12 protein-coding genes are annotated in these 14,393 nt (G+C 42.8%); 11 read left to right on the top strand and 1 reads right to left on the bottom strand.

Annotated elements, in window-relative coordinates; translation table 11 throughout:
- The first annotated feature begins 180 nt into the window (after positions 1-180).
- From LJE09_RS10010 to LJE09_RS10025, 4 genes are all read left to right on the top strand, one after another.
- Positions 181-636 (top strand): NUDIX hydrolase, encoded by a 456-nt coding sequence (locus tag LJE09_RS10010; RefSeq protein ID WP_008704324.1) that lies wholly within the window; start codon positions 181-183, stop codon positions 634-636.
- 104 nt (positions 637-740) lie between these two features.
- Positions 741-1,052: a hypothetical protein gene (locus tag LJE09_RS10015; protein ID WP_055052846.1), complete on the top strand. Its 312-nt coding sequence runs from the start codon at positions 741-743 to the stop codon at positions 1,050-1,052.
- A 4-nt stretch (positions 1,053-1,056) separates the two neighbouring features.
- Positions 1,057-2,085 carry a DUF2953 domain-containing protein gene (locus LJE09_RS10020; protein WP_055058649.1) on the top strand — a complete coding sequence of 343 codons (1,029 nt, stop codon included), beginning with the start codon at positions 1,057-1,059 and terminating at the stop codon, positions 2,083-2,085.
- Positions 2,086-2,087: 2 nt separating this feature from the next.
- Positions 2,088-2,459 (top strand): GerW family sporulation protein, encoded by a 372-nt coding sequence (locus tag LJE09_RS10025; protein ID WP_020993849.1) that lies wholly within the window; start codon positions 2,088-2,090, stop codon positions 2,457-2,459.
- 332 nt (positions 2,460-2,791) lie between these two features.
- Here the strand turns inward: LJE09_RS10025 and rpmB are convergent, their stop codons facing one another.
- Entirely contained in the window at positions 2,792-2,980 is a 189-nt protein-coding gene (gene rpmB / locus LJE09_RS10030) for a 50S ribosomal protein L28 (RefSeq protein WP_019161496.1), read from the bottom strand.
- 208 nt (positions 2,981-3,188) lie between these two features.
- On the opposite strand from rpmB, the gene LJE09_RS10035 reads away from it, so the two are divergent.
- From LJE09_RS10035 to LJE09_RS10065, 7 genes are all read left to right on the top strand, one after another.
- On the top strand, positions 3,189-3,548 hold the full coding sequence (locus tag LJE09_RS10035; RefSeq protein WP_020993850.1) for an Asp23/Gls24 family envelope stress response protein: 360 nt from the start codon (positions 3,189-3,191) through the stop codon (positions 3,546-3,548).
- 58 nt (positions 3,549-3,606) lie between these two features.
- Complete coding sequence (locus LJE09_RS10040; RefSeq protein WP_055058656.1) at positions 3,607-5,241, top strand: DAK2 domain-containing protein; 1,635 nt, start codon at positions 3,607-3,609, stop codon at positions 5,239-5,241.
- Positions 5,242-5,695: 454 nt separating this feature from the next.
- The gene (gene recG, locus LJE09_RS10045; protein WP_227311276.1) at positions 5,696-7,750 is read left to right on the top strand and encodes an ATP-dependent DNA helicase RecG; all 2,055 of its coding nucleotides are present in this window, start codon (positions 5,696-5,698) and stop codon (positions 7,748-7,750) included.
- Positions 7,751-7,961: 211 nt separating this feature from the next.
- Complete coding sequence (locus tag LJE09_RS10050) at positions 7,962-8,621, top strand: DUF6465 family protein (RefSeq protein WP_008704312.1); 660 nt, start codon at positions 7,962-7,964, stop codon at positions 8,619-8,621.
- Between the two features lie 413 nt (positions 8,622-9,034).
- On the top strand, positions 9,035-11,368 hold the full coding sequence (gene feoB, locus LJE09_RS10055; protein WP_020993852.1) for a ferrous iron transport protein B: 2,334 nt from the start codon (positions 9,035-9,037) through the stop codon (positions 11,366-11,368).
- A 555-nt stretch (positions 11,369-11,923) separates the two neighbouring features.
- On the top strand, positions 11,924-12,931 hold the full coding sequence (locus tag LJE09_RS10060; protein WP_118331265.1) for a DHH family phosphoesterase: 1,008 nt from the start codon (positions 11,924-11,926) through the stop codon (positions 12,929-12,931).
- 103 nt (positions 12,932-13,034) lie between these two features.
- Entirely contained in the window at positions 13,035-14,114 is a 1,080-nt protein-coding gene (locus LJE09_RS10065; protein ID WP_118331266.1) for a zinc ribbon domain-containing protein, read from the top strand.
- The last annotated feature ends 279 nt before the right edge of the window (positions 14,115-14,393 follow it).

The following is a 14,393-nucleotide window of genomic DNA, read 5'->3' on the forward strand; positions in this document are numbered from 1 at the left end:
TAAATTCCATGTTGCAGGCAATCTGGAATGAATTTTGGCTACGTTACTGTGAACGGAGTGAACAGTAACTAATTAATCGGTAATATGTTATGAAATGATATTTATAGCTTGCGGGTTTGGAAAAAAAGAGATATACTATACTCAGTTTATAATACCACGCAAAACAGGAGGGATTGCATTATGATAGAAGCAACGAGCTGTGGCGGTGTGGTAATTCATCGGGGTAAGATTCTTACTTTGTATAAATCTTACAGGAACCGTTATGAGGGCTGGGTATTGCCGAAAGGAACAGTGGAACCAGGCGAAACGCATGAACAGACAGCATTGCGGGAAGTGATGGAAGAGGCTGGAGTGCGTGCGACCATTGTGAAATACATCGGAAAGAGCCAATATAACTTTACCGTTCCGGAGGACGTGGTTTTCAAAGAGGTACACTGGTATCTTATGACTGCGGATAATTATCATAGTAAGCCCCAGAGAGAGGAGTTTTTTGTAGATTCCGGATATTATAAATTTCATGAGATCTATCATTTGCTGAGGTTTTCAAACGAGAAGCAGATCGTAGAGCGTGCTTATCAGGAATATCTGGAGATGAGAAGCAATGGACTTTGGGGAAAACAGCATAAGTATTATTAACGAGAGAACAGGGCTGTGTTTTTTTGCAACGCAGCCCGGTTTAAATTTTGGAGAAAATGGAAATACTGTAACTGAAGTGTTATAGAAACGGGAGAGGGTGTAAGATGCTGAAATGGCAGGAGAATTTTCTTGCAGGGGAATCTGTAAAGGATCCTGAGAAGATAAAAAAGAAACTGAACAGCGGAAAACCGGTTCTGGGCATTTATCTCCTTACTCTGTCAGAGAATCCTGTGAATCTGATGGATATTATTCCTGCAGCAATGCTGATACAGAAGAGCTTTTATGGAATCTGTCCGAAGATCATAGGAATGGCGAAGGGCAAAGAGGAAGCCCTGGAGATGGTGCGAAGTCTGATCGATGAAATGTACAGGGAAACGGGAACCTTCGCAACAGCTGAATATATAGAAAACAGGTGAGAATATGTTACATATTTTATGGCTGATCCTTAAATTTATACTGATCATCCTGGGAATTCTGCTGGGCCTTCTTTTACTGGCAGTTCTTCTTGTACTGTTCTGTCCTGTAAGATATAAGGCATCTGCTGTCAAGGCAGAAGGTGGCTGGAAACAGACAGAGGGAGAGGGTATCGTAAGCTGGCTGTTTCATGGGATTTCGCTGAGAGCGGAATGGAAAGATCAGCAGATGGAGATATCCTTTCATCTGTTTGGAATTCCCGTAGACAAGTTGTTGAAAAAACGGCAGGAGAAGAGGGCTGTAACAAAGAAATCCGGGAAAAATCCGGAGAAATCCGGCGCAGAAAAGGTATCTGTATCCGGCACAGACGGAAACAGGGAAGAAGAGCATAAAAAATCAGTGGTTGATCACCCGAAATCAGAGAATATGGAGACTGAGGATCTGAAAACAGACAGAAATTCAGCTTCAGATACATCTGCTGATACAGAGAGGATCAGAAACAGTCAGATATCCGGACAGCAGGAACTGAATGCAGATGATACAGATCGGAATAGTCTAAAGAAGAGGCAGTTTTTTATAAAAAGGATCTATGACCGGATCCGAAATATATTTCAGTTGATTCGTACAAAACTGCAAAATATCCGCAGGACATTCGGGAAGATTAAGAAGAATGTGTCCTGGTGGAAGGCGTTTATAGAACATCCCAGAGTGACAGCTGCCAGAAAGCTTGTATGGAAACATGGAAAATTTTTGCTTAAGCATATTTTTCCTACAAGGATAGAAGGGCAGGTTACTTTTTCTTTTGAAGATCCGGCGCTGACAGGTGCGGCACTTGCTGTACTTGGGATGACAATTCCATTTCACAAAAACTGTATACAGATCAATCCCCGTTTTGACAGTGAGAATTATCTGTATGGAAACATCAGGGCAAAAGGCAGGATCTACGGATTTGTTCCTGTGCGGGCAGCAGTGAGTATTTATTTCAATAAAAATATAAAATACGTTATAAAACGTTGGAAAACCAGGAGGGCATGACCATGGCAAATGAAAACAATTTTAAAGAAACCGTAAATTCATTATTCAAGGGAATGGACAGTTTTATTTCTGCGAAAACAGTGGTAGGAGAGGCAATCCATGTAGGCGATACGATCATTCTTCCTCTGATGGATGTATCTTTCGGTGTAGGTGCCGGTGCTTTTTCCGGAGAGAAGAAGGATAACGGCGGCGGCGGAATGGCAGGAAAGATGACTCCCTGTGCAGTGCTTGTGATCCAGAATGGAACAACAAAGCTGGTCAATGTGAAAAATCAGGATGGTCTCACCAAGATCCTTGATATGGTTCCGGATTTTGTAGACCGTTTTACCTCCGGAAAAGGTGACGAAGAATCTGTCGGCGAATCAGAAAAATAATTTTTGCATAGACTATAGCAAACCGATGAAAAAGGTGCAGAAGAATTGGAAAAGCTGTTCGGCTTTATGCTGTTTTTCATAGGGATTGGGATGATAATCGGGATGCTGATCGCAGAAAATGTGGTTCTGGTGGTTTCGGCCGGAGTTTTCCTGTTGTTGGGATATCATCTTTTCTGTCATTAACTTTACAGAAGATTGCGAATATCCCGTTTGACATATGAAATAAAAAAAGACTGTCAGCTCAGGCAGAATATTCGGTAAAGAATATCTGAACAGAGGGACAGTCTTTTTTGCAAAAAAATACCCCTGTTACAACAGGGGTAATGGTGTTATTATGCTCTTTCTACTTTACCGGATCTTAAGCAAGAAGTACATACATATGTCTTTCTAGCTCCACCCTCAGCAGTCTTGATTTTAACGGATTTTACGTTAGATTTCCACATTTTATTGGATCTTCTATGTGAATGACTTACATTATTTCCGAAATGAGCAGCTTTCTCACAGATTGCACATTTAGCCATGATAGCACCTCCTTGACGCTTTATTGTTACTGTCGTGCTGTGTGCATAGCGTCTGAACAGTAACCTTGTGTTCAACAGATTACATTGTAACAGATGAATTGTGCTTTTGCAAGCAAAAAAAGGAAAAAACTCAAAAATTATATTTCTTTTTCTGTGAAAAGAGGTTATAATACACTTACATACAATAATGAGCATTGGAGGTAACCATATGAATGGACGTATAGATTCCGGATTAGGTCAGATCATAATTGACACAGATGTAATCGCAACCTACGCAGGAAGCGTTGCTGTAGAATGTTTTGGTATCGTAGGCATGGCTGCAGTCAGTATGAAGGACGGACTGGTAAAGCTTCTTGGAAAGAACAGCCTGAAACATGGCATCAGCGTCAGAATTACAGAGGACAATAAAATCCGCCTGAATTTCCACGTTATTGTGGCATATGGCGTGAATATAAGTACAATTGCAGACAACCTTGTCAGCAATGTCAAATATAAAGTCGAGGCCTTTACAGGAATGGAGATTGATAAGATCGATATTTATGTAGAAGGTGTACGCGCAATTGATTAGGATAGAGGAGGAACTTGTGGTGAATAACAAAACCATAGATGCCAGAATACTTTCCAGGATGTTTCTTGCAGGAGCCAAGAATCTGGAAGCTAAAAAAGAATGGATCAACGAACTGAACGTATTTCCGGTACCGGATGGAGATACAGGAACCAATATGACAATGACGATCATGGCAGCAGCAGCAGAAGTAGGTTCTCTGGGAGAGCCTGACATGGAGTCACTGGCCAAGGCGATTTCTTCCGGTTCTCTGCGCGGTGCAAGAGGTAACTCAGGTGTTATTCTTTCTCAGCTTCTGCGTGGTTTTACCAGAAGTGTTAAGAACAGTAAGGAACTGGATGCCATTGATATCGCGGCAGCCATGGAAAAAGGTGTGGAGACTGCATATAAGGCAGTCATGAAACCGAAGGAAGGAACAATCCTTACTGTTGCAAGAGAGGCTGCTGCCAAGGCTGTAGAGCTTGCGGAGACAGCAGAGGATCTGGATACATTTTTCCAGAGCGTGATCGCTCATGCGGAGGAAACTCTGGCAAAGACACCGGAGATGCTGCCGGTTCTGAAAGAAGCAGGAGTAGTGGATTCCGGTGGACAGGGACTTCTGGAAGTATACCATGGTGCATATGATGGTTTCCTTGGCAAAGAGATTGATTATACACAGTTTGACAAGGCAAAAGGTCCTGCTGTGACTAAGATCGATGCACAGACAGAGGCTGATATTAAATTTGGTTATTGTACAGAGTTTATTATTCTTCTGAACCAGCCGATGTCCGAGGAGACAGAGCATGAATTTAAGAAATTCCTGATGTCCCTTGGTGATTCTATTGTGCTTGTTGCAGATGACGAGATCGTGAAAGTTCATGTTCATACCAATCATCCTGGACAGGCTATTGAGAAAGCCCTTACCTTTGGTGCACTTTCACGTATGAAGATCGACAATATGCGTGAGGAGCATCAGGAGAAGCTTATAAAGGATGCCGAGAAAATGGCGAAAGAGCAGGCAGAACAGGAAGAAAAAGAAGAAGCAGCACAGCCGCCGAAGGAAGTAGGCTTTATTTCCGTATCTGTGGGAAAGGGAATGACAGAGATCTTTAAGGAACTGGGTGTGGATTACCTGATCGAGGGCGGTCAGACAATGAACCCGAGTACAGAGGATATGCTCAATGCCATTGCAAAAGTAAATGCAAAGACTATTTATATTTTCCCGAACAATAAGAATATTGTTCTTGCTGCAAACCAGGCAAGGGATCTTACTGAGGATAAAGAGATCGTGGTTGTGCCGACTAAGACCATTCCGCAGGGAATTACTGCCATGATCAGTTATGTGCCCGAGAAGAACAGTGCGGAGAATACTGAGGCTATGCTTCAGGCAATCGAACATGTGAAGACCGGACAGATCACGTATGCTGTGCGTGATACAAGGATTGATGATAAGGAGATCCATGAGGGGGATATGATGGGTATCGGTGATCATGGAATCCTGGCTGTTGGCAAGGACCGCATGGAAGTTGCCAAGGAGACAGTTGCCCAGATGGTGGATGATGAGTCTGAGGTGATCAGTATTTATTATGGTGCTGATACTGAGGAGGCTGAAGCTGAGGAGTTGGCAACGGCTCTGGAGGAGGCTTGTCCGGATTGTGATGTGGAACTGAATGCGGGTGGACAGCCGATTTATTATTATGTTATTTCTGTAGAGTAGGATAATAGAGTTTTTGAGAGAGATAAACGAATAGTTCATGTGATGAAAACGGGTATAGGCCATTGTTGAGGGTGGGTATATCCGTTTTCGTATTAAAAAGGGACGGCAGGAAAATTATTTGTTTTTGTGTGCGGTTTCGGGAACTAAGATATTCTAAGGTTCCGGAAATCTGCTAAGGGCATGAGCAGCCCTCTCAAACTCGCTCCGTTGCAAACTTCGCTCAGACAGTGAGACTGTCTGCTCATAACGCAGTTTTCCGGAACCTAAGAATATCTAAGATCCCTGCAAATGCACACAAAAACAAATAATTTTCCCGCCTGGCAGCTGGCTGGGCGGATGACATAGTCCGTTTTTACTTGATTATAACCGAATAATTGCTCTGCCGGATAGCTGGATACTTGATTTGGTTAAATTTATATTTGTGATGGATTTTTTAGAAAGGAAAAGGAGATAGATGTCGATATCTTTGAGAACCCTTAAGGGCGTGGGGGAGAAAACGGAAAAGTTATTTGCGAAAATAGGAGTTACGGATATGGAATCTCTTCTGAGTTATTATCCACGTAATTATGATGCGTATGAGGAGCCTGTTGAGATCCGGTCTCTGGAAGAGGGAGCTGTTGTGGCGATTTCTGTGGCGGTTATAACGGGTGTGTATGTGAATCAGGTGCGGAATCTTCAGGTGATCACGACCACTGTGGCAGATCTTACGGGGAAAATTTCTGTTACGTGGTTTAATGCACCGTATCTGCGCTCTGCAGTCAGGAAAGGCAGCAGGTTTGTTCTGCGGGGGCGTGTCGTCAGGAAGCAGGGGAAGTTGCAGATGGAGCATCCTGAGATTTTTACTCCTGCGGCTTATGAGGAGATTCTGCACAGTCTTCAGCCGATTTATGGACTGACTGCGGGGCTTTCTAATAAGACGATCGTGAAGCTGATCCATCAGGTGCTTGATGAGCAGAAGCTTCAGGCAGAGTATCTGGCAGATGAGTATAAGGAAAGGTACCACCTGGCAGACAGGAATTTTGCGATTCCTGCGATTCATTTTCCCAAAAATATGCAGGAGCTGTTAGCTGCAAGGAGAAGGTTGGTGTTTGACGAGTTTCTTCTTTTTGTTCTTGCTGTGCAGTCTTTGAAGGAGAAGACGGAGGAAGCACCGAATGCGTTTCCCATGCATCCGGTGTGGACGACAGAGCAGATTATTGAAAGTCTGCCCTATGATCTGACAAAGGCGCAGTTGAATGTGTGGCATGAGATTGAGAGGGATTTAAGCGGCCAGGCCCTGATGTCCAGACTGGTGCAGGGAGATGTGGGAAGCGGTAAGACAATCCTTGCGTTTCTCGCAATGATCATGACTGTGGAGAATGGATATCAGGCAGTGCTTATGGCACCTACGGAGGTTCTTGCAAGGCAGCATTTTCAGGCAATGGAGAAGCTGCTGCAGGAACAGAATATTGATTTTGGGCATCCGGTTTTGCTGACAGGATCAGATACTGCGAAGGAGAAAAGGAAAAAATATGCGCTGATCGCGTCAAAAGAGGCTAATCTGGTGATAGGAACGCATGCACTGATTCAGGAAAAAGTGCAGTACAATAATCTTGGACTGGTTATTACAGATGAGCAGCATCGTTTTGGTGTGAAACAGAGGGAAGCACTGACTACTATGGGAAACCCGCCTAATGTGCTGGTGATGAGTGCTACACCGATTCCAAGGACGCTGGCGATCATTATATACGGGGATCTGGATATTTCAGTAATTGATGAACTTCCTGCGCAGAGACTTCCCATTAAAAATTGTGTGGTGGATACTTCTTACAGGCCGAAGGCTTATTCCTTTATGGAGAAGCAGATCCGTCAGGGACGGCAGGTTTATGTGATCTGTCCAATGGTGGAGGAGAGCGAAGGGATGGATGGGGAAAATGTGCTGGATTATACCCTGAAGCTTCGCAATGTTTTTTCGCCAGATATAAAGATTGCTTCTCTTCATGGAAAGATGAAAGCGAAAGAGAAGAATGTGATCATGGAGGCTTTTGCCACAGGGGAAATTCAGATCCTGGTATCTACTACTGTAGTTGAGGTAGGAGTGAATGTGCCTAATGCTACAGTGATGATGGTGGAGAATGCCGAGCGTTTCGGGCTGGCACAGCTTCATCAGCTTCGCGGGCGTGTCGGTAGAGGGGAATATCAGTCATATTGCATTTTTATGCAGGGAAATGGTGCAAAGGAAATTTCTAAACGTCTGCAGATCCTGAATAAATCCAACGATGGATTTTATATTGCAGGAGAGGATCTGAAGCTTCGCGGTCCTGGTGATCTTTTTGGAATCCGCCAGAGTGGTCTGCTGGAATTTAAACTGGGGGACATCTATCAGGATGCGGATATCCTGAAAGCTGCCAGTGAAACGGCTTCGGAGATTCTGTCTCTTGACGGGGATTTAAGCCTTCCGCAGAATGAGGAACTTCAGAGGAGACTTTCGGCATATATGAAGGAGGATCTGCAGAATCTTGGACTATAGAAAATGACGGATACAGAGTAAAAAATAATACTGTTCATAAGATGCCTAAATTATAAAAACAGAAAAACATTGCAAAAGCAGAAGATTCGTAGTATTCTATTTTCATAAAAGAATGTTACTGTTTATCATATTTTCGGTAACATAAGAATACCTGTAACTGTACAAAACTGAGCAGTTACGAATACTTATACCTTGTAAGGAGGCTAATCATATGGCAACAAAAGCAACTACAGCAGATCTCAACACATCCACTGCGAAGACAACCGAAGTTAAAGAGGCTCCTGCAAAGACAACTGCTGAAGAAGTAGCTGTAAATAAAGAAGCAAACAAGAAAGAAACTGCTGAAACAGAGACTGTAAAGAAAGAAACAACAGCAAAGAAACCGGCAGCAAGAAGAACAAGAAAGACTGCAGAAAAGAAATCAGCAGAAGCAGAGAAAGAAACCGAGAAGAAAGAAACAGCTAAAGCAGCAGACACTGTAGAAAAGAAACCGGCAGAAACAGAGAAAGAAGCCGAGAAAAAAGAGACAGCTAAAACAACAAAGACTGCTGCAAAACCAACAAAAACAACGAAAAGAACTACAAAGAAGGCTCCTGCTAAGACAGCTGAGAAACCGGCTGAAGAGACAGCTGCCGAGAAGAAGACAACAAGAAGAACCACTAAGAAAGAAGCAACAGCAGAAGTATATATTCAGTTCATGGGCAGAGAAGTATATACAAAAAATATTTTAAGTAATGTCAGAAGAATCTGGACAGACGAACTGGGTAAAAAGGAGAAAGATCTCAAAGATATTAAGATTTATATCAAACCTGAAGAGAACAAAGCATATTATGTAATTAACGGTGATATTACAGGTTCTGTGTGGATCTGACATATAAAAAATAAGAACAATTTCCAAATCTTATGGCAATCACATAAATCAGTTACTTGAGAATGATCAGAATAATAAGTAATGAAGTAATCACAGACAGGTTTAATGACCTGTCAGGTTAAGACATTGAGAAACTCAGATGATAACATAAATTCATCTGAGTTTTTTGTGCTTTCGGTTATAAAAAAATTGAGACATACCTGCTACTTGACAAAAATTATCAGTTAGTATAAGCTATCTGCATAAGGTTATTGAGAAAAATCGGCTATAGCAATCCTCGTAAATAATGCATTTAAGACAGTTCAGCAGGGTTTCACACTCTGATGGGCTGGATTAAGATGCATTATTTACGAGGATTGCTATAATAACGACGATGATAACCAAATACAAATACAAAAGGTGAGCGACTGAAAATGACATTAAAAGATTTGGAAATCGGAAAAAGTGCTGTGATCACGTCGGTTGGCGGCAAAGGTGCCTTGCGTCAGCATTTCCTGGATATGGGTATGATTCCGGGAGCTGAGGTCACAGTCGTGAAGTTTGCACCCATGGGAGATCCCATGGAATTACAGGTACATGGATATGAACTGACATTAAGACTTGCGGAAGCAGAGCAGATAGAAATCGAACAGATCCCGAAGCGAAGCAGAAGTCACGCCGGAATAGAGGCTGTAAGCGACCTGGCACATCCGGGACTTGGAGAGGATGGAAAGTATCATTCCAGAGAAGATGAACATCCACTGCCTGAGGGAACTACACTGACGTACGCATTGGTGGGAAATCAGAACTGTGGAAAAACTACACTGTTTAACCAACTGACAGGTTCCAGTCAACATGTGGGAAACTTTCCAGGAGTAACGGTGGATCGTAAGACCGGTTCGATTAAAGGCCATCCGGATACAGAAATCACAGACCTTCCGGGAATTTATTCCATGTCCCCTTACAGCAGTGAGGAGATTGTCTCCAGAAATTTTGTCCTGGATGAGAAACCAAGTGCGATCATCAACATTGTGGATGCTACCAATATTGAGAGAAACCTGTATCTGACCATGCAGCTTCTGGAGATGGATATTCCTATGGTAGTTGCAATGAACATGATGGATGAAGTGCTGGGAAATCAGGGTTCTATAGATGTAAATAAGATGGAATCGCTGCTTGGAGTACCTGTAATCCCTATTTCCGCAGCAAAGAATGAAGGGGTTGATGAGCTGGTTGACCATGCGTTACATATAGCGAAATATCAGGAACATCCGCTGCGTCAGGATTTCTGTGATAAGAGTGACCATGACGGTGCAGTACACCGCTGTATTCATGCGGTCATGCACCTGATTGAGGATCATGCGGCGCAGGCTGATATTCCTACCCGTTTTGCAGCAACCAAGGCAATCGAGGGAGATCCGCTGATTCTTGAGAAGCTGAAGTTGGACACAAATGAGACGGAGATGCTGGAGCATATCGTACAGCAGATGGAAACAGAGCGTCAGGTTGACAGAAGTGCTGCGATCGCAGATATGCGTTTTGACTTTATTGAGCGTTTGTGTGAACAGACAGTTGTAAAGCCTAAAGAAAGCAAAGAAAGAATCCGAAGTGAGAAAATTGATAAGATTCTTACAGGAAAATATACAGCGATTCCCTGTTTCATCGGAATCATGGTATTGGTATTTTATCTTACCTTTAATGTGATCGGAGCGTGGCTTCAGGGGCTTCTGGAGATTGGAATTGATAAGGTTTCTGCGCTGGTAGAAGCAGCACTGACAGCAGCAAATGTAAACAGTGCCATGCATAGCCTGGTCATTGACGGTATTTTTACAGGTGTGGGAAGTGTACTCAGTTTTCTGCCGATTATCGTAACCCTGTTTTTCTTTCTGTCTCTTATGGAAGACAGCGGATACGTTGCACGTGTTGCTTTTGTGATGGACAAACTTCTGCGTAAGATCGGCCTTTCCGGAAGAAGCATTGTACCAATGCTGATTGGATTCGGATGTACGGTTCCGGCTGTTATGGCCACACGTACACTTACAAGTGAGCGTGACAGAAAGATGACGATTTTGCTGACTCCATTTATGAGCTGTACTGCGAAGCTGCCGATTTATTCTTTCTTTGTAAGTGCTTTTTTCCCGAAGAAGGGCGGATTTATTATGGCAGGTCTTTACCTGCTTGGAATTTTGGTGGGAATCCTGGCGGCATTTTTGTATAACAGAACTCTTTTCAAGGGAGATCCCGTACCGTTTGTCATGGAACTTCCCAATTACCGGCTGCCGGGAGCAAGGAATGTAGGTCAGCTTTTGTGGGAAAAAGCAAAAGATTTCCTGCAGAGAGCGTTTTCTATTATCCTGCTTGCATCAATGATAATCTGGTTCCTGCAGAGCTTTGATCTGCATTTAAATCTTGTAAAAGATTCTGCAGACAGTATTCTGGCAATGGTGGCGGGAGTCCTGGCACCTATATTTAAACCAATCGGACTGGGAGACTGGAGAATCTGTACAGCTCTTATCAGCGGATTTATGGCAAAAGAGAGCGTGGTATCTACTCTGGAAGTACTTTTCAGTGGAAATATTGCCTCTGTACTGACTCCGCTGGCAGCAGCATCCCTGCTGGTATTCAGTTTGCTCTATACACCATGTGTGGCGGCTATCGCTTCGATCAAACGTGAAATGGGCAGCAAATGGGCTGTCGGTGTTGTGGTATGGCAGTGTGTGATTGCCTGGGTGGCTGCACTGATCGTACATCTGATAGGGATGATCTGATTTTATTAATTCGCTTTTATAGAAAAACCGATGGATTTGACTGTTTTCAGTCATCACCATCGGTTTTTTTCAGTTCCTCAACTGAGAGGCTTTTATCTGATTAGTACTGTCCGCCCTGGGAACCACTGGACATCTGTCTTTCCTGGGCTTCGATCATCTTTTTCATAATAATATCAGAACAACTTTCCCTGAATTTCCAGTTTGATGGGAGATGATCTGATTTTCTAGCAGAAAATTATATTACTATTTTTGATATGACAATCTCTTTATGGATTTCATTATAGTACAGAAACCCTGAAAAAACTATAGAAATCTTATAAAATTGCTATAGTTTTTTTAAAAGAGACAGAAAAGAGACAAGTGGTCTCTTTTGTCTCTTTTTGATTCGGTAGCAATTCCGCAAAATAATGCAATCTGTAATGAATTTTGGCTACGTTACTGAGAACGGAGTGAACAGTAACAATTTTGGCTTGTATGTGCCCACAACTTGTTATCTGATCTGTTAGATGATAAAATTAAAATATAACAGGGAAGTGATATACGAAGGAGGTAGGAATGACAGAGTTTAATTTTGATACTGTTTTTGATGAAACCATGCAGACGCACAATCTGGACACTGTAGTGATTCTGGGACACTTAAATCCGGATGGCGATGCTGCCGGATCGGTGATGAGCCTTGCGCACTATATCCATGTCAATTATCCACAATACAGGGTGTTTCCATACCTTGCAAAAACGCTGGAGCGCGGTCCGAAAAAGATGGTCGTGGAAGATAAGACATTTGTTCCTTTTGAGATGCCGGACATATCCGGAAAACAATATTGTGCCATAGTCTGTGATAATGCAACTCTGGAGCGTATGATCGGATTGGAATATTACCAAAATGCCGCTGCCAGCATTGTTATTGATCATCACGCTTCCAATGAAGGATACGGAGATGTGAACTGGACAAAGGTTTCTGAGGCGTGTGCGGAAAATGTATACCATATGCTTTCTCCCGAACTGCTTCTAAATGCAGCCCAAAAGGAAGCGTATCCCAATGCCGCAGATTATATTTACCTTGGCATCCTGCATGATACCGGAGGACTGGCAAGGGCAAACCAGGGGATTTTTCGGGCTGTAGCTGATCTGATGTCTATGGGAGTTGACCATGGCAGGATTATGAAAACCTTACACAGTGACACCTTGGACATTCTGTACAAAAGAGCCGATATTCTTCATGGGGCAGTACGTGCGATGGATGGCCGGGTTGCTTATGTCATTATGGGACAGAAGGAAATTGTCGAAAAAGATATCACATACGAAGACATCCACTGTATCAGCACGATCCTGCGCGATTGCGACGATATTGAACTTGGTTTTACCATGTATGAGGAAGAAGAAAACGGGTGGAGATGTTCTTTCCGTTCAGACGGGAAATGGATCAATGTTAATGAACTGTTGAAACCTTTTGGCGGTGGAGGACATATCTCCGCAGCAGGATTAAAATATCGGACCGATAATGTAGAAGAATTAAAGAAACAGATTCTGGACAGAGTAGCAGAGATGAAAAATAAACAGTAATCTATAAATGAGCAAATAAAAAAACTGCAGAAAATTATAAAATTGAAGAGAAATCTAAATACTTGTTGAAATTGTTATTGAGGGAAGGAAGAGGAGAGTCTGTATGGGAAAGATAATCGAAGGTCTCTGGGATTGCCCGTTTTGTGGGAATAAAAGGATTAGAGCCGGTCAAAAAACCTGTCCCGATTGTGGGCATCCGCAGGACGAAAATACAAAATTCTATATGCCGGATGAAATTAAATATGTTTCTGAGGAGGAAGCAGAAAAGATCAGCCGTAATCCGGACTGGCAGTGCAGCTTTTGTGGCAGTCTTAACAGCGACGATCTGAATGTCTGCAAAAACTGTGGTGCCACAAAAGAAGATTCGGAGAGAAACTACTTCGAGATGAGGCAGCAGGAAGAGGAAAAGAAACGAAAGAAAGAAGAGAAAAAAGAATCCTGCCAGAAAAATATCCCCCAAAATACACCAAAGAAAAAGCCACTGCTGAGGCGGGTGCTGCTCATTCTGGGAATCTTCGCAGCAATTATTTTTGGCATGATGTCATGCCTGGCACCGAAGATCAAAAACGTAACGATTGATGACTTGGATTGGGAAAGAACCATTGACATTGAAGAGGTTGTAACTCACAATGAAAGTGACTGGTCGCTGCCCGATGATGCGAGGCTGCAATATACAAAAAGTGAAATTCAATCCTACAAAGACGTTCTCGACCATTACGAGACAGTTACAGAAACCAAAACACGCAGTGTCATAGACCACTACGAAGAGAAGAGTTCTTATGTTGATCTTGGAAATGGCTATTTTGAGGAGCAAACGGAAAGCGTTCCGGTATATACTGAGGAAACCTACACCGAAGATGTAGAAAAACCAGTCTACCGGAAGGAGCCTGTGTATGCTACAAAATATTACTATGAAATAGACAAATGGACGGTTGTCGATACTGCAAAAAGTTCCGGCAATGATCAGAACCCTTCCTGGCCGGAACCGAAACTTAAAGACGGACAGAGAACAGGAGCAGAAGAAGAGCATTATTTTGTGACCGCTACATATGAGAAAAAGAAGGGCAAGACCGAAACAGGAAGATATGAAATGGATTTTTCTCAATGGAAAGAACTTAAAAAAGGCGAAAAAATAGAATTAAAAATTGATGCTGCTGGATTCGCAGAGATTAATCAAAAATAAAATATAGATATACCCGGAGGATTGATACGTATTTATTGCCGGAATGAATATCTGTGTTAAACAAGGAGATTCATACCTTTGGTATGAGTCTCCTTGTTTAATGATTTTCGCTTCCTTTTCGAAGAAGGCCGGTATATTCTTATCCTTTAGCTGGCGGATGTATTTCAGGCAGTCCAGCGTGTTTCTGGCAAATCGGCTGAGGGAATTGGTTTGTGGTATTGCCACCAATTTCGACCTTGATCCCCTTGATTCTACTTCCTGCCATAAGCTCCTCTTTTC

This window comes from Blautia sp. DFI.3.45 (assembly GCF_020593505.1).
In the GTDB taxonomy this organism is placed as follows: Bacteria; Bacillota; Clostridia; order Lachnospirales; family Lachnospiraceae; genus Blautia_A; species Blautia_A wexlerae.